A 19,743-nucleotide genomic window follows, 5' to 3' on the forward strand; every position below is an offset into this window, starting at 1 on the left:
TCTCGGCACCAGTTATTTCGTATGCGCCCGTAGCTCAATTGGATAGAGCGTCTGACTACGGATCAGAAGGTTGTGGATTCGACTTCTGCCGGGCGCGCCATTATTTTTAAAATTATAAAATTATAAACTTATAAATCTCGGGAAGTAGCTCAGCTTGGTAGAGCACTTGGTTTGGGACCAAGGGGTCGCAGGTTCGAATCCTGTCTTCCCGACCAATTTCCGGGGCCTTAGCTCAGCTGGGAGAGCGCCTGCCTTGCACGCAGGAGGTCAGCGGTTCGATCCCGCTAGGCTCCACCATTTATTTCTAAGGAATATATCAACTATCAACTTATCTAAATATCCTGGCGGCGTAGCTCAGCTGGCTAGAGCGTCCGGTTCATACCCGTAAGGTCGTGGGTTCGACTCCCTCCGCCGCCATCATAAGGACCTTTAGCTCAGTTGGTTAGAGCAGACGGCTCATAACCGTCCGGTCGCAGGTTCGAGTCCTGCAAGGTCCACCATCAATATTTATAAATCTCGGAGGAATACCCAAGCCTGGCTGAAGGGACTGGTCTTGAAAACCAGCAGGGGTGTTAAAGCCCGCGGGGGTTCGAATCCCTCTTCCTCCGCCATTTTTAATTGAAATGGTGAAATGAATAAATGTTGATTTAATAAGTTGTTTATTTAATAATATTGTCGCGGGGTGGAGCAGTGGTAGCTCGTCGGGCTCATAATCCGAAGGTCACAGGTTCAAATCCTGTCCCCGCAACCAATTTTAAAACTTTATATACTTTACGTTTTATCTTAGCTTGATTTTAATAATATTGTCGCAGGGTGGAGCAAATCGCATCACGAAGAATGCGATTAACACCGATAGCGAAGCGTAAGGTGTCAAACACAATAAATGCGTGTAAGTTAAAATTTAATACCAATAATATTATCGCGGGGTGGAGCAGTGGTAGCTCGTCGGGCTCATAACCCGAAGGTCACAGGTTCAAATCCTGTCCCCGCAACCAAATGGTCCCGTGGTGTAGCGGTTAACATGCCTGCCTGTCACGCAGGAGATCGCGGGTTCGATTCCCGTCGGGACCGCCATTATGTATTTAATACATACTCATCTTAATAGGTAAAGTTACCAGAATTCAAGTATGGCTCAGTAGCTCAGTCGGTAGAGCAAAGGACTGAAAATCCTTGTGTCGGCGGTTCGATTCCGTCCTGAGCCACCATTTTGCGAGTGTAGTTTAATGGCAAAACCTCAGCCTTCCAAGCTGATGATGAGGGTTCGATTCCCTTCACTCGCTCCAATATGGGCCTATAGCTCAGCTGGTTAGAGCGCACGCCTGATAAGCGTGAGGTCGGTGGTTCGAGTCCACTTAGGCCCACCATTCCGCAGTAGCTCAGTGGTAGAGCAATCGGCTGTTAACCGATCGGTCGTAGGTTCGAATCCTACCTGCGGAGCCATTTATTCGGGGAAGTACTCAAGTGGCTCAAGAGGTGCCCCTGCTAAGGGCATAGATCGCGTAAGCGGTGCGAGGGTTCGAATCCCTCCTTCTCCGCCATATTTGTTTGGCCCCTTGGTCAAGCGGTTAAGACACCGCCCTTTCACGGCGGTATCACGGGTTCGAATCCCGTAGGGGTCATAAAACAATAATAAAAAGCTGTTTCATTTACTGTGTATCAGTAAATGAAACAGCTTTTTTGTTATTTAGGTAATTCTATAAACTACCCGAAGAACTTTGTATTTTATCTTTATTCAGGAATTGTTCGTATTATTTGTTACGCTCTTCCCTACAATATTATCTATTCTAGATATATCGTCGTTCTCACGATCATTATCATTATCGTCCATGTACGAACGTTTTTCACTGTCAATAAAGTCCGATGGAGCGTCGGATGTCCCAAATTCTGCAACCGCGTGAAAACTGTTCTGATAATCAATTGAACGTGTATCTCTCGTACTCTCAAATGGGTTTTCAATTTCATTTATAGCTACATCTTCATCAACCGACTGCTCTTTGATTTCGGCATGTTCAACACAAAAAGTAGTGTAAGGTACTATGAGTAGTCGGTCAAAAGGAATGTCTTTATTACATACTTGGCATTTTCCATAGGAGCCCTCTGCCATTGCATCTAGTGCAATATTGACTTTGCTCAGTTCAGATTCTGCATGTTCATGAAGTGCTAAATCTTTTTCCCTGTCATATAAAGCGGTCCCCATATCAGCTGGATGATTATCATAAGAAGATAGTTCGCCTAAAGATTCTTTTTCACTATCTTTAGGGTATGTTTCTTGTTCACGTGTCGTCGATTTTTCTTTAAGATCTAACAGTTCTTTTTTTAATATAGAAAACTCTTTTTCAGATAACATTATATATCCCAACCTTTTCATATTTTTTATAGTATATCCATCTTATTAACACTGATTCCCTATTTTATGGTTGTGTAAAACATAAATAAAAAACCTATCCAATATAACTGAACTTAATCAGCTTTTTGGATAGGTATAAATATTAAAACAGGTGACCAATAAGAATGCCGGTACCAAGTAATAAGCCAAATAATGTGTTGGTGATTGCAGTTTCTTTCATTGCCGGAGCAACATCTAATGGTTGATGATGTTCTTTAAAAACCGCGATTGCAGTTTTCGGTTTTGGAACGCTTAGAAACACGAGTAAAGCCCAAGCTGTAAGATGACCAAACAAAATAAGTCCGATTATCCAGGCATATGACACGATAAAGAACATCGTAAGAATTGTAATTGCGTTCGAACGCCCCGAAAGAATTGCTAGTGTTTTTCTGCCACTTTTTTTATCACCTTCAAGGTCACGAATATTGTTTGCCATCATGATCGCTGCTACAAGTAACATACTAGGAACTGATAACAAGATGGCCTCTGTGGTCACCGTTCCAGTTTGAATATAAAAAGCAATAAGGATTAGAAGCATTCCCATAACAACGCCAGAAACGAGTTCTCCAAATGGCGTATATGCAATAGGGTATGGTCCTCCAGTATAAAGATAACCAATTAACATCGAAACCAATCCAACGACTGCAAGACTCCAGGATGTTTCCAAACATATGTATATGCCTATTAGTACTGAAATTCCGTATAATAAAAACGCAAGGTTAAGTACTGTTTTCGGTTTAACGCCATTTCGAACGATTGCTCCACCAATTCCGACAGATTTTTCCGTATCTAGACCTCTTTTGAAATCGTAGTATTCATTAAACATATTTGTCGCCATTTGTATTAATATACTTGCAATCATCATTGCAATAAATAATGGAAAATGAATCGCTTCATAAGTCAAAGCAATCATTGTTCCTAAAAATACTGGAGCAAAAGCAGCTGTTAACGTATGCGGTCTAGTTAATTGCCACCATATACGCCATCCAGTATCGGCTTTTATAGTTTGTTGCAAAGTAATTCTCTCCTTATGATTATATTCGCCTTATTTATTATACTCTAAATTGGTACTTCGGGGTATGCTATACGCTTATTGTAGAAGATGGTGTGGTAGAATAGAGATATGAGAATTATTATGGATCCATTAAGAAGGATGTAGTAAAAGCCTTCCTGGAGGGAAAAAAATGAGTCGAAAAATAACGGAAATGCAAAAATTAGAGAGTAAAGAGATTGTTTCAGATTATCGGTTTTTTTCCGAAACAATCGAAATTGGTCGCATATCTCCGCTTTCTTTTTTAGAAGCTGGAAATTTTGCATATAAAGAAAAACATTTTTATTGGCAAAATGCTGATCGAACTTTAACAATTGTCGGTCTAGGTCATGCTGAGGTAATCACTAGTACTGAAGATGACAAACGTTATTTGGAAGTTTCAAAACGTTGGAAAGAATTATGTGATGTTTTAATTAAAGAAGAGAAAGATATTGCACCAGTACTCTTCGGGGGCTTTTCATTTGATCCGAAAAGCGTCCAAACATTGGAGTGGGAGAGTTTTCCGTCTGCTTACTTTGTCGTCCCCTCATTTCAATTGATTAGTAAGAATGGTCAAATGTTTGTATCGATTAACTTGATTACAACGGCTAGCAATGCTGTCGATGAATTCGAAGCATTACGGGAGGAACGGGATCGTTTAATCCATTTAGCAGAAGTAAATGAATTTGCGCCATCTATAAAGCCGACTGTTAGTCATGTTGAAGAAATTAGGAAAAGTGCTTATCTAAAGGCAGTTCAAGATGTAACAGATCAAATTAAAATAGGGGAAGCAGAGAAAGTCGTTATTGCACGTTCAATCCGCATGGATTTTGAACAAGAAGTATCGAATGTAGCAGCCCTTCATCATATTACGAGCGAGCAACAAGAAAGTTATCATTTTGGATTGCAAAAGGACGGCCAGTTATTTTTTGGAGCAACGCCAGAGCGTCTTATTGAAATTGTTCATGGACGAGCCTATTCTGCTTGTGTTGCTGGGTCTATTGAGAGAGGGAAAACTGCCTCTGAGGACCGGAAGCTAGGCGAAGAGTTATTGAATGATGATAAAAATCGTGAAGAACATCATTATGTTGTCAAAATGATTTCTGATGTTTTCGATAAATATTGTACGGACATCCTAATGCCTAAGGAACCGAAACTAATGAGAATTCGTGATATTCAGCACTTGTTCACTCCTATTGAAGGCAAGCTTGAAAGTGGAACGGATATATTTAATTTAGTTGAAGACCTTCATCCGACGCCTGCATTGGGTGGTGTTCCAACGAATAAAGCATTGGAAGTAATTCGTCGCGAGGAACAGATGGACCGCGGTTATTATGCTGCTCCAATTGGTTGGACAGATAGCGATGGGAATGGCGAGTTTGCGGTTGGAATACGTTCTGGACTGTTAGACGGCGATAAAGCTTATTTATATGCCGGCGGGGGAATTGTTGCCGACTCAGAACCGCAGAAAGAATATGACGAAACGTGGGTAAAGTTCAGACCGGTTTTACGGTCGCTTGGAGGAAAATTGAATGGGTGACAAAAAGTCTTTAACGAATTATGTGCGTCGGATGACTAGTGCATTAATGAATGCCGGAGTAAAATCAGTTGTCATCAGCCCGGGTTCAAGATCTACGCCTCTAGCTTATGCATTTGCCACAACAAAGTCATTGGACGTTTATATGCAAGTTGATGAACGCTCTGCGGGTTTTTTTGCGCTAGGATTAGCTAAGGCAACAGGTAAGCCTGTTGTTCTTCTTTGCACGTCGGGAACGGCTGCATCGAACTATTTTCCAGCGGTTACAGAAGCCCATTATGCACGTATTCCGCTCATAGTTATTACAGCTGATCGCCCGCATGAATTGCGAGAAGTCGGTGCTCCTCAAGCAATTGATCAAATTCAATTATACGGCAATCATGTGAAATATAGCGTTGATTTTCCATTGGCAGAGGATAACAGCGATGTCGATGATTATATTGAACGACATGTACAACGAGCAGTATCGGTTTCGATAACCGCGCCAATCGGCCCGATTCATCTAAATGTGCCATTTAGAGAACCATTGCTCATTGATTTTGAAATGGAAACACCATCTACAACTTTTATCCAACATATGAAGGGGATAGATTTGCTAGATGCTTCCGCGACACAGTTCATAGCGAGCGTCTTAAATAACGCGGAAAAGGGTTTACTAGTCGTTGGCGAGCTGCCTGTTGGAATTAATAATGAGTTGTTTTGGAAATTTGCAAAAGCACTGAATTGGCCGGTTTTATGCGATCCACTTTCAAACCTGCGTTCAAAAGTTCCGAAGAATTGCATGGACCTTTGTATTGATAAATACGATGCATTGTTAAAGAGTGATTTATTTAAAGAGAAAGTAATTCCGGATACTGTGATTCGCATTGGTGCACAACCCGTTTCAAAACCGTTATCACTTTTTCTTAAAAAAGTGAGACCTCAAACTGTGGTGTTAGTTGACGAATCGCCTCAGTTTCGGGATCCGCTTGGGATCGTTACTCATCATATTCAATCATCAGTTGAGGCATTTCTTCAAATCAATGTCCAAAAAGAAGAAAGCTCTTATGCAAGAATATGGAGCGAGGCAAATGATGAAGCAACCATTGTTATGGAAAATTCATTAGGCAGTGATGAAGGGGCCTATATTCAAATGCTATTCACTAATTTACCGGATGGATCGGACCTGATTAGTGGTAGCAGTATGCCTATTCGCGATGTAGATACATTTTTCGGCAAAACAGATCGGGATATTACTATTTTTGCGAATCGCGGCACGAATGGGATTGATGGTGTTGTTTCGACTGCATTAGGAATTCAAGAAGCGCGTCAGCGACCAACTTGGTTATTAATCGGTGATTTATCATTTTTACATGATGTAAATGGGCTGATTGTGTCGAGATTCCATGAAACCGATTTAACGATTGTTATTATGAATAACGATGGCGGCGGTATTTTTTCCTATCTTCCGCAAGCTGAATCAGGCAATCATTTTGAAAGGCTTTTCGGGACGCCGACGGGTTTGACGTTTGAACATATTGCGGCAATGTACGATGCACAATACAAGGCTATTGAAACGTTGGAAGAGTTTGAGCAAGAATTGAAGATAGAAAAAGCGAAGAATGTCCGTATTATCGAAGTCTTTACTAACCGTGAAGCGAATGTAATCGCACATCATGCACTTTGGAATGAAATTACGAAAAGAATTGATGCAATTGAATGAAGAAATCATACCTATAAATGGAATTGATTATTATGTGCGGCGCAGTAATGATTTTACTTTGCCAGTCATCGTATTTTTACATGGATTTACGGGAAGTGCAGGGACATGGTCTGAAATAACCGGCTTGTTAAAAGAGAAATTTCATACAATTGCTATTGATTTGATAGGCCATGGAAAAACAACTGCGCCTCGGGATCCAGGTCGGTATTCAATGGAAAAGCAAATTGCTGATTTGGAAACATTGTTTAATGAATTAAATATTGAAAAGTTTATCCTTTTAGGCTATTCGATGGGCGGGCGGATTGCATTAAGTTATACGATTATGTACCCAAAGCGCGTGGAATCTTTAATACTTGAAAGTTCAACTCCCGGTTTGAAGACGAATAATGAACGAATGGAACGAATGAGCAACGACAAATTGCTCGCACAGAGAATTAATAGTGAAGGAATTCGATCATTTGTTGAGTTTTGGGAAAGCATTCCTTTATTTTATTCCCAAAAGAAGTTATCAGCAGAACACCAACAAAGAATTCGAGATGAACGTTTATCGCAAAATGAAGTTGGGTTAAGCAATAGTTTGCTTGGAATTGGAACGGGTAGTCAGCCTTCGAATTGGCATAGGCTTAAAGAAATAAACGTACCAGTGTTACTTATTACGGGGGAATTCGACAGGAAATTCATAAAAATTGCCCAGGAAATGAAAAAAGCACTTCATTATTCGAAGCATTGCTCTGTAAAAGATGCGGGGCATGCAATACATGTGGAAAAACCGACTTTATTTGCTACAATGATAGAGGAACATATTCAAAAGATAAAAATGGAGGAGGAAAAACTATGACTCGTCAATGGGAAACATTACGTACATATGAGGATATAAAATACGAAAAGCATAGTGGCATTGCTAAGATTACAATTAATCGTCCTGAGGTTCGCAACGCATTTCGTCCGAAAACGGTTACGGAACTAATCGATGCATTTTCACGTGCGCGTGACGATGAAAGCATCGGCGTCATCGTTCTGACTGGAGAAGGTGAAAAAGCATTTTGTTCAGGGGGCGATCAAAGAGTTCGCGGTCATGGCGGATATGTCGGGGAAGATGAAATACCGCGTCTGAACGTGCTTGACTTGCAACGGTTAATTCGCGTGATCCCAAAACCGGTTGTAGCTATGGTTGCAGGATACGCGATTGGCGGCGGACATGTCTTACATGTTGTTTGCGACTTAACGATTGCTGCGGACAATGCCATCTTTGGTCAAACAGGTCCGAAAGTGGGATCGTTTGATGCTGGATATGGTTCTGGCTATCTTGCACGCATTATCGGACATAAAAAAGCCCGCGAAATATGGTTCTTATGCCGTCAATACAATGCACAAGAAGCGCTTGACATGGGGCTGGTAAACACGGTGGTTCCTTACGACCAACTTGAAGATGAAACGGTTCAATGGTGTGAAGAGATGCTTTCAATGAGCCCTACAGCACTCCGTTTTGTTAAAGCAGCTATGAACGCAGATACAGATGGTCTTGCGGGGCTTCAACAAATGGCTGGAGATGCGACTTTACTTTATTACACAACGGATGAAGCGAAAGAAGGGCGCGATGCGTTTAAAGAAAAACGTAAACCGGACTTCGGTCAATTTCCGCGCTTCCCTTAATTTAACGAACAATGAGCTGCCCGAGTATATGGGCAGCTTTTTTCTAAATGGAAGGTGATTTTTTTGATACCTAATTGGCTGAAACAACGGGTTTATTTAACGCCGCATAAAATTGCGTTGACGTATCATGGCGAAAGTTGGACTTTTAAGCAGGTGGAAGAAAAATCGATGACGCTTGCGCGAAAATTAAAGGCGAACGGTTTAACTAATGGAGATCGCATTGCATTACTCGGGCCATCCAATGATGAAATGGTCTTTATTATCCATGCGTGCATGCTTCTTGGCCTTGAAATTGTGATGTTGAATAGTCGCTTGACGAAAAAAGAGATTGAATGGCAAGTGGATGATTCAGCGGCATCAGTTGTTCTTATTGCGGATGAATTTGAGAAACTATTGGGAGAATCTACTTCTAAGTTATCATTCTCCGAAATTCAGGCAAGTGATGAATGTATGTTTGAAGTCGAGGAACTCTGGGATCCGGAGCGGACAATTACAATTATGTATACCTCGGGGACGACTGGTTTTCCTAAGGGAGTTCGACAAACTGCAAATAATCATACTTCGAGTGCGCTTTCTTCCGTGTTGAATTTGGGTCTTGAGGAAAACGATGTTTGGCTTTGCTCGATGCCGTTATTTCATATTAGCGGTTTTTCAATTCTTGTCCGCTCAGTTTTGTATGGCATGGAAGTGAAGCTTTATGATAAATTTGATGCTCAAAAAGTATATGAGGATATCCGGCAAGGATCGGTGACACGAATTTCGGTTGTATCGGTTACATTGGATAAAATACTACGTGAATTTGAGAAGCACGGAACGGTCGCCCACGCTTCCTTTAAAACAATGCTTGCGGGTGGAGGACCTGTTCCGATTGACTATTTGGAGAGAGCACAAACTTGCGATATTCCTGTGTTGCAAACGTATGGGATGACGGAAACAAGTTCTCAGACTGCAACTCTCTCATCGCAAGATGCGATTCGGAAAATAGGATCTGCCGGGAAACCGCTATTTTTCAATCAAATAAAAATTAATGAGGCAAGAAGTCCGAGGGAAAATGGTGAAGTCTATATTCGTGGTCCTCATGTAACACCTGGCTATATCGGACATGTTTCAGATCAAAATCCATTAATCGATGGGTGGCTTCCAACTGGAGATATAGGATATTTTGATGAAGAAGGTTATCTATATATTGTGGATCGCCGTTCTGATTTGATTATTTCGGGCGGGGAGAATATTTATCCTGCTGAAATTGAAAATGTACTGGCTTCACATCCCTTCATATCTGAAGCGGGTGTTTGCGGGAAAGATGACGATGAATGGGGAAGTGTGCCGATTGCGTTTGTCGTTGTAACAGAAAATGTGTCGGATGAAGAATTGAGGGTGTTTTGTAGAGAAAGGCTTGCATCATATAAAGTGCCAAAAGCATTTTGTTTTGTCGAAGAGTTACCGCGTAATGCATCCAACAAATTATTACGGCGGGAGTTGAAGAAATGGGCAGATTTACAATAACAGAAATTCGCTTGTATCGTGTTTCGGTTCCTTTAAAAAATCACTTTTCAACTCATCTTCAAACTGTGACTGATCGGGAAAGTATTTTAGTTGAGATGGTTGATTCGGACGGAGAAATCGGGCTTGGCGAGTGTGTGGCATTTTCCTCACCTTGGTATACAGAAGAAACGGTGCAGACATGTTGGGATGCACTTGTAAATTGGCTGATACCTGTATTAGTCGATAAGGAATTTATACATCCGTCTGCGTTAAATGACGAATTTTCGCATATAAAAGGAAATCGGATGGCAAAGGCATGTTTGGATCAGGCAGCTTGGGATTTATTTGCAAGGAAAAAAGGGTTGCCTTTATGGAAGCTTCTTGGTGGCATTCGACATGAGATCGATGCCGGGGTTGTATTGACGGGCGGTATTGATGATTGGATGGTTTCGGCTGTTCAAGAAGCACGGGATGCTGGCTATAAGCGTGTGAAATTGAAAATTGATGAGAACACGAATCCGATGGAATTGAAAAAACTAGTTGAGTCGTCAGATGATCTGTTGTTTTTTGGAGATGCCAATGGGATATTCGACAAACTCGGACTTGAAGCGCTAATAAAATTTGATAGAGCGGGTTTGGCTTTAATTGAACAACCATTTGGAGAAGACGAGTGGGAGATGCATACTGAGGCTGTGCAACGCATGGTAACGCCGATCTCGCTCGATGAAAGTGTTCGTTCAGTACGGGATGCAAAACGCATGGAAACTAGCGGTGCGGGATCAGTTATCGTGTTGAAACCGGGACGAATCGGGGGAACGACTGAAGCGCTGAAGGTAATACAAATTGCGAAGGAGAATGATTTGGCTATCTGGATTGGCGGGATGATTGAATTTGGTATTTCGAAAGCGCATAATTTAGCATTGGCTTCACTTCCGCAGTTTTCACTGCCCGGAGATTTCAGTGCATCCGATCATTTTTGGCATGAAGATCCAGTCGAACCTCCTGTTGTAATTGAAAATGGTGTTATTCATCTTTCGGAGCGTCCTGGGATTGGTGTGATATTAGATAAAGGGCTTGTCGAAAAATATTTGATTGACTCGTACCGATAAAAAGAAGGACTGCCCTTTGGACAGCCCTTTCTTATTTTCCGCTTAATGCTTTTTGGAGAGTTTCTATATTGTATTCCATTAGTGAAAAATAATCTTCGTTATTTTTTATGTCTTCAGTTGTCAATACGCCTAGATTGTGCAGCATTAACGATTCTGCGCCGATTTCTTTACGAATAACATCGGTTAGTTTTGATGACACGTTTTGTTCAAATAAGACATATTTCACATCATGTTTTTTCGCATCTTTGACAATTGTCGTCAATTGTTTTTGGGAAGGTTCGCTTTGGGAATTCAGTCCCGCAATCGCGATTTGTTCGAGTCCGTACGTATCTGCAATATATCCAAAAGCGGCATGGGACACAAAAAATGTTTTTGTCGGTGCATTTGATGCCATTTCCATAAATTGACGATCTAGTTTTAGTAAATCATTTTGCAATTCTTCATAGTTTTTCTCGAAAGCCGCTTTTTTGTCAGGGGCTATCTCAATTAGTGATTCTTTTATTGAATAGGCGAGCGCTTCACTTAAAATTGGAGACATCCATACATGCGGATCCAAATTTCCATGGTGATGGTCTTCGTCCTCATGAATATCCTCGTCCTCATGACCTAGCATTTCTTCGGTAATAGAATCCGCCGTTGCAACCATTTTTACATGTTCATTTTTCATCGTCTTTTCAGCTTTCTCGACAAAACCTTCGAGTCCTAGCCCGATATAAAAGAATAAGTCCGCGTCCGCAAGTGCAATCATATCTTTTTGTGTTGGGTCGAAAGTATGCTCATCGGCACCTGGCGGGTAGATTGATTGGACAGAGACCAAGTCGCCGCCAATTCGTTCTGCAAAATATTGTAGTGGATAAACAGTGGTATAAATTGAGATTACATCTTTTCGTTTTTCTTCTGTTTTATTACAAGCAGTAAGTGCAAATAGCACCAAGGCTACTAGGGAGATTATAAATACTTTTCTCTGTTTCAAATGAATTAATCCTCCGTTTTCTAAATAGTAATCGTTACGATTTAAGTAGATTTCTTTTTTATCATACAAGAAGAAGAAGGATTTCGCAACATAAATATAAAATAAAAAAGTTCAGCTTAGCGCTGAACTTTTTTATATTTTTTATCTTTGTCGGGAACTGGATCGTATCCGCCCTCATGGAATGGGTGGCATTTGGAAATCCGCCGTATCGCTAGCCACGATCCTTTTAATGCGCCGTGAGTTTCAATTGCCTCGAGCCCATAATTCGAACAAGTCGGATGAAACCGGCACGTGGGCGGCATCAATGGTGAAATCGCTTTTTGATATATTTTAATGATCCCTTTGAGTATCGTTTTCATATCATTTCTCCTTAATGTTTATTGTAGGGCCGATTGTGGTAAATTAACAGCGAGACGAATTATATAAGGAGATGTTTTAATGTCAACGGAACTTATTAAAGAAATGAACGTTCAAGTTTCAACATGGTCGGTCATGTATACGAAATTGCACAATTACCATTGGTATGTGAAAGGGCATCAATTTTTCACATTGCACGCGAAATTTGAAGAACTATACAATGAAGCGACTGCTCATATGGATGAAATTGCTGAACGCATTTTAACCCTTGGCGGTGATCCAGTTGCAACGATGAAAGAACATTTGGAGCAATCTGTCGTAAAAGAAGCTACTGGTGACGAAAAAGCTGATAAAATGGTAGCGACGATTGTCGATGATTTCAGCGCAATTATGGAATCATTAAAGAAAGGAATGGACGAAGCCGCTAAAGTTGGAGATGATATGACTGAGGATTTATTAAATGCAACGTACCAAAGCATTGAGAAACACCAGTGGATGTTAAATGCATTCCTAGGAGAAGATAATAATTAATTAATCATGAACATGCATTCCAAATAAAAGGGATGCATGTTTTTTATTTTTCAGACCATCCTATCGGTAAAAAAGGATGGTTTTTACATGGAAAAATATCATATGTATGTGTCGATTGCTCAGCAGCGCGTACATCATCACCCGGATGATTCGATATGGGACTATAAAGTGACAGTTCCGGAGCAGTATGTGCCGATATTTCACGCTTTATTTAGGCAGACGAGTGAATTAGAATTTCGTAATTTTTTAAGAGCGCATCTACCATATATACCTTATCACTATGACAAGGATAATGACGAAATCGATAAGAGAACTAAAATGGTTTATGCGTTAATTCATGAATTCACGGATAATGAGTCGAAAGTATTTATTGAACAACTGCCTTATTTCCGTTGAATCAAATCCTTTCGTTCGCTACACTGAATGAAAGGACGTGATTTCGATCGTGAAATTTAAAGATTTGAATGGAGCACAGGTCGACCTGACATTCGGAGAAAACCGATTTGGCATGGAAGCTCGACATGTGCTTGTTGTATTAAAATATAAAGGGAGATGGTTACTTACTCGACATACTAGCCGAGGGATTGAATTTCCGGGTGGCAAGGCTGAAAAAGGGGAAACGATTGAAACGGCCGCAATTCGAGAAACCATTGAAGAAACCGGCGTGACGATAACGAATCTTATGAAGTTTGCGGAATATGTCGTTCATAGCAATGTGACATTTTGCAAGGCTGTATTTACGGCGGATATTATACATATCGAAAAGAACCCTGTTCTTCATGAAACTGAAGGTGCAATTTGGATGACGGATAGAGAATTGACTGATTGTGTCGAGTTAAGTTTCCATATGAAAGACGATGGGATGGCTGCAATTCGAAAGTGGGTGGATATGTATGAAAAGCGACGGAATGATTGAGAGCAGGCGGCTTTATCCATCTCCAAATCCACATGTACGGCTTGAGGAAATTGTTTATTGGTCGGATGGTTTGAGAGTGAAAGGGTTACTTGCCGAACCGATTGCGGACGGAAAGTATGAAGGAATTATATATTTACGAGGCGGTATTCAACATGTGGGGATGGTGCGGCCTTCACGTATGGCGCAATTGGCTTCGAATGGATTTGTTGTGTTTGCGCCTTACTATCGTGGAAATCGCGGCGGGGAAGGGCGCGATGAATTTGCGGGAGATGATCGCCTGGATGCGGTGAATGCTGTTGACGTTTTGAAACAGCAGCCGAAGACAATCGCTGATCGCATTCATTTATTGGCGTTTTCGCGCGGCGGGATCATGGCGCTTTGGACAGCGATTCTTCGGGAAGATATTACATCTGTTGTGACGTGGGCAGGTGTGTCGGATGTTGTGTTTACATATCATGAACGTGTAGATTTAAGGCGGATGATGAGACGTGTGATCGGCGGGACGCCTAATAATAATCCGGATGCCTATCGTGAAAGGACTGCACTGTTTCGAATTAATGAACTTGATGCGAGTGTTCTAATTATCCACGGTGAGCTTGATGAACATGTTTCTGTTGAACAGGCAAGGTTATTGGAAAATGCGCTTCGTGAGCATAATAAAGACTATGAAACTTGGTATTTTCCGGAGTATACGCATTATATTCCGCCTGTGAAAAATGCTGAAATTGTTCGGAATCTTTGTGATTGGATGAGAAGACAGGGGAAATAAAAGTTAATTGGGACAGCGTTGCTTTCCGTTCCGGGCGGACGCGTTCCTGCGGGCATCGACTAAGCCTCCTCGTCGCAAAAACCGTGCTCCCAAACGCTACGCTTTTCGGTCGCAAAAGCCGTTCTTCGTTACGGCTCTTCCTGCGGGGTCTTAGGCTGAAAAGGAAAGAGTGATCTTCTCTTTCCATCTTTGCCCTCTATTCCGGCGGGAGTCGCCAACCTGCACTTCAATCAACTAGAGATTCCACTAAACTAAATAAATTTAAATAGTGACTGTCCAACAATTGTGGAGTCGTGACTAATGCTAAACTTTCAAAATTAAATAAAAAAGTAGATGAGGGGATTTATTATAATCTCCTCATCTGCTTTTATTTTTTTACTATTATGCAGTTGGACCGCCTTTTAAGATGATTTCTTCTGATACGGTGCCGAATTTTTTGAAGTTTTCACGGAATAAGTCTGCTAATTCATTTGCTTTTTTATCGTAAGCGGCTTTGTCTGCCCAAGCATTGCGCGGATTTAGTATGTCAGATGGAACGCCTTCGATAGTCTTTGGCATATTTAGACCAAATACGCTGTTTTCTTCAGTTTCTATGTCATTCAGTTTTCCAGCGAGTGCCGCGCGTACCATTGCTCGTGTGTATTTTAGTTCCATGCGATTGCCTACGCCATATTCTCCGCCAGTCCAGCCAGTGTTTACGAGGAATACTTGAGCGTCGTGCTCGTCGATTTTCTTTCCAAGCATTTCTGCATAAACGGTCGCATGTAATGGAAGGAACGGTGAACCGAAGCAAGTCGAGAATGTTGCTTCTGGTGATGTGATGCCGCGCTCAGTTCCTGCTAGTTTCGAAGTGAAACCGCTAAGGAAATGGTACATCGCTTGTTCTTTCGTTAATTTTGAAATTGGCGGCAGTACGCCGAACGCATCCGCGGTCAAGAAGACGATTGTTTTCGGATGACCTGCGACAGACGGTGAAACAATATTATCAATGTTTTGGATCGGGTAAGCTGCACGTGTATTTTCCGTCAACGAACCATCGTCATAATCGGGAATACGCGTATCTGGATCAATGACTACGTTTTCTAGAACGGAACCGAAACGGATCGCGCCGTAGATTTCAGGCTCTTTTTCTTGCGATAAATTAATGCATTTCGCATAGCAGCCGCCTTCAATATTAAAGACGCCGTTATCGGACCAGCCGTGCTCATCATCTCCGATAAGTTTACGGTTTGCATCTGCGGAAAGTGTCGTTTTCCCTGTACCCGAAAGTCCGAAAAACAACGCAACGTCGCCATCATCACCAACGTTTGCTGAACAATGCATTGGCATGATACCGTTTTCAGGTAGCAAGTAATTCATAATGGAGAAAATGGATTTTTTCATTTCGCCGGCATATTCAGTACCGCCTATAAGGATAATACGTTTTTCCATATTAACAATAATGAAAGTTTCAGAGTCAGTTCCGTCGACATCTGGGTCTGCTTTGAATGTTGGCGCCGAGACAATCGTGAATTGCGCATCATGCGTTTCAAGTTCTTCTTTAGTCGGGCGGATGAATAATTGATGGACAAACAAGTTATGCCAAGCATATTCATTCACGACTTGAATAGAAAGACGAGTGGCGTGATCCGCACCGGCGAATCCTTTGAAAACAAATAGTTCATCTTTTAATTGTAAATAAGAAATTACTTTTTCATATAATGCATCAAAAATTTCTGCAGAGATTGGACGGTTTACAGCTCCCCAATCGATTTTATCTTTTGAAGAAGCTTCTTCAACGATATACTTATCCTTGGGAGAACGACCCGTATATTTTCCTGTCTGCGCCGTTACTGCACCATCTGCAGTTAATAAAGCCTCACCACGTGAAGTTGCTTTTTCAACAAGTTGTGGAACTGAAAGTTGAATATTCACGTTGCTGCCAGATAGAAGATTCTTAAGCTCGTTACCAATTTTCGCTGAAATCATATTTGTCCCGTCCTTTGCAAGTTAGTCCCATTGATTGGGGTAGTTTGTCATCACATTCATCGATTAGTATAACACATTTAAAATAATATACTATACTAATTAGAAGTGCAACTACAATTTGTAAAGAAATTTGACTTATTTGATACAGTTTCGTAAAATGTACTATTGAACGGATACTCTTATCCCGAGCTGGTGGAGGGGCAGTCCCTATGAAACCCGGCAACCTGCATGAACCTATGATGTTCATGCAAAGGTGCTAAACCTGATGCAAGGTGAAACTCCTTGGATGATAAGAGTGAAGGGTGCTTTGAAATTACGCCTTTCCTCATGTAGTAACGTGAGTGAAGGGCTTTTTTAACTTGAATCAGCATGTTGATTCAAGTTAAGCCTCCGGCGGATGTCATAAATTTTGAGGGATTGATTGCGCTAGCGCAATTCAAAATTTGGACGCAATTACGCCGAGGCGTAATTGATTAAACTTTTACCCTTTATCCTCGTGTGCAAAGCTCGTAATGGTGATTAAAACCATTCCCCTGTATGAATTGGGGCTTGACATGGGAAAATGAGTACCGTATCAATCTCGTAGGATATAAGGAGGAAATAATATGACAAACCGCCGTCTGTTTACGTCAGAATCAGTGACAGAGGGACATCCGGATAAAATGTGCGATCAGATTTCTGATGCCATTCTGGATGCGATTTTAGAAGAAGATCCAAATGCACGTGTCGCATGTGAAACGACCATCACGACAGGACTCGTTCTTGTTGCCGGTGAAATAACGACATCGACATATGTTGATATTCCAAAAGTAGTTCGAGAAACAGTAAAAGAAATAGGTTATACCCGTGCGAAATTCGGTTTTGATTGGGAAACGTCAGCAGTTTTGACTGCGATTGACGAACAGTCGGCAGATATCGCAGCAGGTGTCGACCAAGCGCTTGAGGCTCGGGAAGGTTCAATGTCTGAAGAGGATATCGAGGCAATCGGAGCAGGAGATCAAGGACTAATGTTCGGATTTGCTTGCAATGAAACACCGGAACTCATGCCGCTTCCGATTAGTATGTCACATAAGCTTTCAAAAGAGTTGGCAAGAGTACGAAAAGAAGACATTCTTCCGTATTTGCGTCCAGATGGAAAGACGCAAGTCACTGTAGAATATGATGAAGACAATAAACCGTTACGAATTGACACAATCGTTATCTCCACTCAACATGATCCAGAAGTAGCGCTTGAAGAAATTCAGCGAGACATAAAAAAATACGTGATTGAACCAGTCGTGCCAGCTGAATTAATCGATGAAGATACTAAATACTTCATCAACCCAACTGGACGTTTTGTTATTGGTGGTCCACAAGGTGATGCTGGACTGACAGGACGTAAAATTATTGTCGATACATATGGCGGATATGCACGTCACGGCGGGGGAGCATTCTCTGGGAAAGATCCGACGAAAGTAGACCGTTCCGCATCATACGCAGCACGTTATGTTGCGAAAAACATCGTTGCAGCAGGTCTTGCGGAGAGTTGTGAAGTTCAACTTGCTTATGCGATCGGTGTTGCACAACCCGTATCGATTTCGATCAATACATTCGGAACAAGCACTGTAGAAGAGAGCAAGCTTGTCGAAGTTGTTCGTGAGCTATTCGACCTTCGTCCGGCCGGCATTATTAAAATGCTCGACCTTCGTCGCCCGATTTACAAACAAACAGCTGCTTATGGTCACTTTGGCCGTACGGATATTGATCTTCCGTGGGAAAAAACGGACAAAGCTGAAGCATTGAAAGAACTAGCTTCCAAATAAAATAAAAGCGTTAGAAGAGGAATATTCCCCTTCTAACGCTTTTTAGATATAACGGTGATGCAAGAAGGAATTATCTTTCTCCCTAAGTTTAGCTTTATCTATTTCTGCAAACTCTTATAATATTGTCCTTTTTCTACATATTCTTTAACCACGCGTTCCATATCAGCGCGGTCTTCGTCATTTAATTCGCGGACAATTTTTGCAGGGGAGCCGAGTGCTAACATGTTTGGGGGAATCTTCTTTCCTGGCGGCACTAAACTGCCAGCTCCGATGAACGCGCCTTCGCCGATTTCTGCTCCGTCCAAAATAATTGAGCCCATGCCGATCAGTGCACCTTTTCTTACGGTGCAACTATGTAGCGTTACTTGGTGTCCTATTGTTACTTCGTCTTCGATAATCAGTGGAAATTTTGGACTTTGGTGAAGGCAACTTAAATCTTGGATACTAACTTTCTTTCCGATGATAACGGGTGATACATCGCCGCGAATCACAGTGTTGAACCATACGCTTGTCTCAGCGCCGATTGTCACATCCCCCGTAATTGTCGCATAATCTGCGATGAAAACGGACGGATCGATAATTGGCGTTTTATCTTTATAAGGGTAAATCAAATATTTTCTCCTCTTTTCTTTCTGTAGTGTATAATCATCATAACAAAGAACATGTTTTTATTGAGAAATATTAGGGGAAATTAATAGAGTATAACAAAAAAGGGGGATTTGTCCATGTGGAAATGGGAAGCAGAAGGCCAGCCAAAAGCCGTTGTTGCAATCGTGCACGGTGCTTATGAACATCATAATCGATATGCTTGGCTTATTCAAAAACTGCGAAATAGTAATTTTCATGTTGTCATGGGCGATTTACCAGGACACGGGGCACAAACTGGTCGTAATATTCACGATGAAAAGTTTGCTACATACACTGAGTATGTCAAAGAACTTCTGAAAATCGGGATTGTCGATGGACTTCCGTTATTCATTATGGGGCATGGTCTTGGTGCCACGCTTGTTATGCGTGCTTTGCAAACGGAGGAAATCATTTGCGCGGGCGTGATTTTAAGTTCCCCGTGGTTGCAACTTGAGCATCAACCTTCAAAATACGCAGGTGTTCTAACGAAACTGTCATCTTCTATGAAAATCAATCATAATATAAATGTTGAGTTACTAACAAGGAATTATGAATTTTATATCGAAGCACGTGATGATAATAATTTCAGTTCGATGGTAACCGCAGGATGGTATAAAGAGTTGCAAAGTTATATGAAGACTGTCAATCAGCATGAAGGAACAATCCGAAATGTGCCGGTCTTGCTGCACACAGGCGGACAAGACAAAATTACGGACATCACAGCCTCGAAAATTTGGCTTATGAAACAACAGCTTACAGAATTTCAATATAAAGAATGGCCAAAACTATACCATGATATTTACCAAGAGCCAGAGCAGGAAGAAGTGTTTTTATACACCGAATCTTTCATGCACAGTGCTCTGCGATCACTAGGCTATATTGTCTGAAGATAAGGTGG

At 41.5% G+C, this 19,743-nt stretch carries 18 protein-coding genes, 15 tRNA genes and 1 riboswitch; of the genes, 27 read left to right on the plus strand and 6 right to left on the minus strand.

All coding sequences use genetic code 11. The features are described 5' to 3' along the window. The first annotated feature begins 23 nt into the window (after positions 1–23). From G8782_RS12790 to G8782_RS12860, 15 genes are all read left to right on the plus strand, one after another. Positions 24–100, plus strand: a tRNA-Arg gene (locus G8782_RS12790). 38 nt (positions 101–138) lie between these two features. Continuing rightward, positions 139–215 (plus strand) — tRNA-Pro (locus G8782_RS12795). 6 nt (positions 216–221) lie between these two features. Next, a tRNA-Ala gene (locus G8782_RS12800) sits at positions 222–297 on the plus strand. Positions 298–343: 46 nt separating this feature from the next. Then, positions 344–417: transfer RNA gene (locus G8782_RS12805), tRNA-Met, on the plus strand. A gap of 6 nt (positions 418–423) precedes the next feature. Continuing rightward, a tRNA-Ile gene (locus G8782_RS12810) sits at positions 424–500 on the plus strand. An 18-nt stretch (positions 501–518) separates the two neighbouring features. Then, a tRNA-Ser gene (locus G8782_RS12815) sits at positions 519–611 on the plus strand. Between the two features lie 65 nt (positions 612–676). Next, a tRNA-Met gene (locus G8782_RS12820) sits at positions 677–751 on the plus strand. Positions 752–920: 169 nt separating this feature from the next. Continuing rightward, positions 921–995: transfer RNA gene (locus tag G8782_RS12825), tRNA-Met, on the plus strand. A 3-nt stretch (positions 996–998) separates the two neighbouring features. Then, positions 999–1,074 (plus strand) — tRNA-Asp (locus tag G8782_RS12830). 55 nt (positions 1,075–1,129) lie between these two features. Continuing rightward, a tRNA-Phe gene (locus G8782_RS12835) sits at positions 1,130–1,205 on the plus strand. A 4-nt stretch (positions 1,206–1,209) separates the two neighbouring features. Then, positions 1,210–1,283, plus strand: a tRNA-Gly gene (locus tag G8782_RS12840). A gap of 4 nt (positions 1,284–1,287) precedes the next feature. Further along, positions 1,288–1,364, plus strand: a tRNA-Ile gene (locus tag G8782_RS12845). A 1-nt stretch (position 1,365) separates the two neighbouring features. Further along, a tRNA-Asn gene (locus tag G8782_RS12850) sits at positions 1,366–1,440 on the plus strand. Positions 1,441–1,447: 7 nt separating this feature from the next. Next, a tRNA-Ser gene (locus G8782_RS12855) sits at positions 1,448–1,538 on the plus strand. Positions 1,539–1,547: 9 nt separating this feature from the next. Further along, a tRNA-Glu gene (locus G8782_RS12860) sits at positions 1,548–1,619 on the plus strand. Positions 1,620–1,732: 113 nt separating this feature from the next. Here the strand turns inward: G8782_RS12860 and G8782_RS12865 are convergent. Together G8782_RS12865 and G8782_RS12870 are read right to left on the minus strand one after the other, a co-directional pair. Further along, positions 1,733–2,347: a TraR/DksA C4-type zinc finger protein gene (locus G8782_RS12865; protein ID WP_172371814.1), complete on the minus strand. Its 615-nt coding sequence runs from the start codon at positions 2,345–2,347 to the stop codon at positions 1,733–1,735. A gap of 142 nt (positions 2,348–2,489) precedes the next feature. Continuing rightward, positions 2,490–3,401, minus strand: a complete 912-nt coding sequence (locus G8782_RS12870) for a 1,4-dihydroxy-2-naphthoate polyprenyltransferase (protein ID WP_172371816.1) — start codon at positions 3,399–3,401, stop codon at positions 2,490–2,492. Positions 3,402–3,570: 169 nt separating this feature from the next. On the opposite strand from G8782_RS12870, the gene G8782_RS12875 reads away from it, so the two are divergent. The 6 genes from G8782_RS12875 to menC all read left to right on the plus strand — a co-directional run bounded on the left by G8782_RS12875 (position 3,571) and on the right by menC (position 10,902). After that, positions 3,571–4,956: an isochorismate synthase gene (locus tag G8782_RS12875; protein ID WP_172371818.1), complete on the plus strand. Its 1,386-nt coding sequence runs from the start codon at positions 3,571–3,573 to the stop codon at positions 4,954–4,956. Then, on the plus strand, positions 4,949–6,655 hold the full coding sequence (gene menD, locus G8782_RS12880; RefSeq protein WP_172371820.1) for a 2-succinyl-5-enolpyruvyl-6-hydroxy-3-cyclohexene-1-carboxylic-acid synthase: 1,707 nt from the start codon (positions 4,949–4,951) through the stop codon (positions 6,653–6,655). The genes G8782_RS12875 and menD overlap by 8 nt, the downstream gene beginning before the upstream one ends. Then, on the plus strand, positions 6,621–7,493 hold the full coding sequence (menH, locus tag G8782_RS12885; protein WP_246231678.1) for a 2-succinyl-6-hydroxy-2,4-cyclohexadiene-1-carboxylate synthase: 873 nt from the start codon (positions 6,621–6,623) through the stop codon (positions 7,491–7,493). The genes menD and menH overlap by 35 nt, the downstream gene beginning before the upstream one ends. Beyond that, positions 7,490–8,308, plus strand: a complete 819-nt coding sequence (gene menB / locus G8782_RS12890; protein WP_172371822.1) for a 1,4-dihydroxy-2-naphthoyl-CoA synthase — start codon at positions 7,490–7,492, stop codon at positions 8,306–8,308. Before menH ends, menB begins: the two co-directional genes overlap by 4 nt. 63 nt (positions 8,309–8,371) lie before the next feature. Then, entirely contained in the window at positions 8,372–9,814 is a 1,443-nt protein-coding gene (locus G8782_RS12895; protein ID WP_172371824.1) for an o-succinylbenzoate--CoA ligase, read from the plus strand. After that, positions 9,796–10,902: an o-succinylbenzoate synthase gene (gene menC / locus G8782_RS12900; protein WP_172371826.1), complete on the plus strand. Its 1,107-nt coding sequence runs from the start codon at positions 9,796–9,798 to the stop codon at positions 10,900–10,902. The genes G8782_RS12895 and menC overlap by 19 nt, the downstream gene beginning before the upstream one ends. A 31-nt stretch (positions 10,903–10,933) precedes the next feature. On the opposite strand, the gene G8782_RS12905 is transcribed toward menC, so the two are convergent. Next, positions 10,934–11,875 carry a metal ABC transporter solute-binding protein, Zn/Mn family gene (locus tag G8782_RS12905; RefSeq protein ID WP_172371836.1) on the minus strand — a complete coding sequence of 314 codons (942 nt, stop codon included), beginning with the start codon at positions 11,873–11,875 and terminating at the stop codon, positions 10,934–10,936. 116 nt (positions 11,876–11,991) lie between these two features. Beyond that, the gene (gene yidD / locus G8782_RS12910) at positions 11,992–12,234 is read right to left on the minus strand and encodes a membrane protein insertion efficiency factor YidD (protein ID WP_172371838.1); all 243 of its coding nucleotides are present in this window, start codon (positions 12,232–12,234) and stop codon (positions 11,992–11,994) included. A gap of 79 nt (positions 12,235–12,313) precedes the next feature. Here yidD and G8782_RS12915 point away from each other — a divergent pair, with 79 nt between their 5' ends. From G8782_RS12915 to G8782_RS12930, 4 genes are all read left to right on the plus strand, one after another. Continuing rightward, positions 12,314–12,763, plus strand: coding sequence for a Dps family protein (locus tag G8782_RS12915; RefSeq protein WP_172371840.1), 450 nt, complete (start codon positions 12,314–12,316; stop codon positions 12,761–12,763). 87 nt (positions 12,764–12,850) lie between these two features. Then, positions 12,851–13,159 (plus strand): transposase, encoded by a 309-nt coding sequence (locus tag G8782_RS12920; protein WP_172371842.1) that lies wholly within the window; start codon positions 12,851–12,853, stop codon positions 13,157–13,159. A 49-nt stretch (positions 13,160–13,208) separates the two neighbouring features. Next, positions 13,209–13,679, plus strand: a complete 471-nt coding sequence (locus tag G8782_RS12925) for an NUDIX domain-containing protein (RefSeq protein WP_343035062.1) — start codon at positions 13,209–13,211, stop codon at positions 13,677–13,679. Then, positions 13,657–14,448 (plus strand): alpha/beta hydrolase family protein, encoded by a 792-nt coding sequence (locus G8782_RS12930; RefSeq protein ID WP_172371844.1) that lies wholly within the window; start codon positions 13,657–13,659, stop codon positions 14,446–14,448. Before G8782_RS12925 ends, G8782_RS12930 begins: the two co-directional genes overlap by 23 nt. A gap of 381 nt (positions 14,449–14,829) precedes the next feature. Here G8782_RS12930 and pckA read toward each other — a convergent pair whose 3' ends face one another. After that, a complete protein-coding gene (gene pckA / locus G8782_RS12935; protein ID WP_172371846.1) occupies positions 14,830–16,416 on the minus strand; it encodes a phosphoenolpyruvate carboxykinase (ATP) in 1,587 nt (528 codons plus the stop codon). Positions 16,417–16,592: 176 nt separating this feature from the next. Next, positions 16,593–16,712: riboswitch (SAM riboswitch) on the plus strand. A 309-nt stretch (positions 16,713–17,021) separates the two neighbouring features. On the opposite strand from pckA, the gene metK reads away from it, so the two are divergent. Further along, on the plus strand, positions 17,022–18,218 hold the full coding sequence (gene metK, locus G8782_RS12940) for a methionine adenosyltransferase (RefSeq protein WP_172371848.1): 1,197 nt from the start codon (positions 17,022–17,024) through the stop codon (positions 18,216–18,218). 98 nt (positions 18,219–18,316) lie between these two features. Here metK and G8782_RS12945 read toward each other — a convergent pair whose 3' ends face one another. Then, a complete protein-coding gene (locus tag G8782_RS12945; RefSeq protein ID WP_172371850.1) occupies positions 18,317–18,829 on the minus strand; it encodes a gamma carbonic anhydrase in 513 nt (170 codons plus the stop codon). 114 nt (positions 18,830–18,943) lie between these two features. Between G8782_RS12945 and G8782_RS12950 the strand changes: the two genes are divergently transcribed. Next, positions 18,944–19,732, plus strand: coding sequence for an alpha/beta hydrolase (locus tag G8782_RS12950; RefSeq protein WP_172371852.1), 789 nt, complete (start codon positions 18,944–18,946; stop codon positions 19,730–19,732). The last annotated feature ends 11 nt before the right edge of the window (positions 19,733–19,743 follow it).

The organism is Sporosarcina jiandibaonis, from assembly GCF_013184495.1.
GTDB lineage: Bacteria > Bacillota > Bacilli > Bacillales_A > Planococcaceae > Sporosarcina > Sporosarcina jiandibaonis.

Coding starts and splice junctions, on each gene's coding strand:
- G8782_RS12865 (WP_172371814.1), bottom strand. CDS start 2,347: ATGTTATCTGAAAAAGAGTTTTCTATATTAAAAAAAGAACTGTTAGAT.
- G8782_RS12875 (WP_172371818.1), top strand. CDS start 3,571: ATGAGTCGAAAAATAACGGAAATGCAAAAATTAGAGAGTAAAGAGATT.
- menD (WP_172371820.1), top strand. CDS start 4,949: ATGGGTGACAAAAAGTCTTTAACGAATTATGTGCGTCGGATGACTAGT.
- menH (WP_246231678.1), top strand. CDS start 6,621: ATGAAATTACGAAAAGAATTGATGCAATTGAATGAAGAAATCATACCT.
- menB (WP_172371822.1), top strand. CDS start 7,490: ATGACTCGTCAATGGGAAACATTACGTACATATGAGGATATAAAATAC.
- menC (WP_172371826.1), top strand. CDS start 9,796: ATGGGCAGATTTACAATAACAGAAATTCGCTTGTATCGTGTTTCGGTT.
- yidD (WP_172371838.1), bottom strand. CDS start 12,234: ATGAAAACGATACTCAAAGGGATCATTAAAATATATCAAAAAGCGATT.
- G8782_RS12915 (WP_172371840.1), top strand. CDS start 12,314: ATGTCAACGGAACTTATTAAAGAAATGAACGTTCAAGTTTCAACATGG.
- G8782_RS12920 (WP_172371842.1), top strand. CDS start 12,851: ATGGAAAAATATCATATGTATGTGTCGATTGCTCAGCAGCGCGTACAT.
- G8782_RS12930 (WP_172371844.1), top strand. CDS start 13,657: ATGAAAAGCGACGGAATGATTGAGAGCAGGCGGCTTTATCCATCTCCA.
- pckA (WP_172371846.1), bottom strand. CDS start 16,416: ATGATTTCAGCGAAAATTGGTAACGAGCTTAAGAATCTTCTATCTGGC.
- metK (WP_172371848.1), top strand. CDS start 17,022: ATGACAAACCGCCGTCTGTTTACGTCAGAATCAGTGACAGAGGGACAT.
- G8782_RS12950 (WP_172371852.1), top strand. CDS start 18,944: ATGTGGAAATGGGAAGCAGAAGGCCAGCCAAAAGCCGTTGTTGCAATC.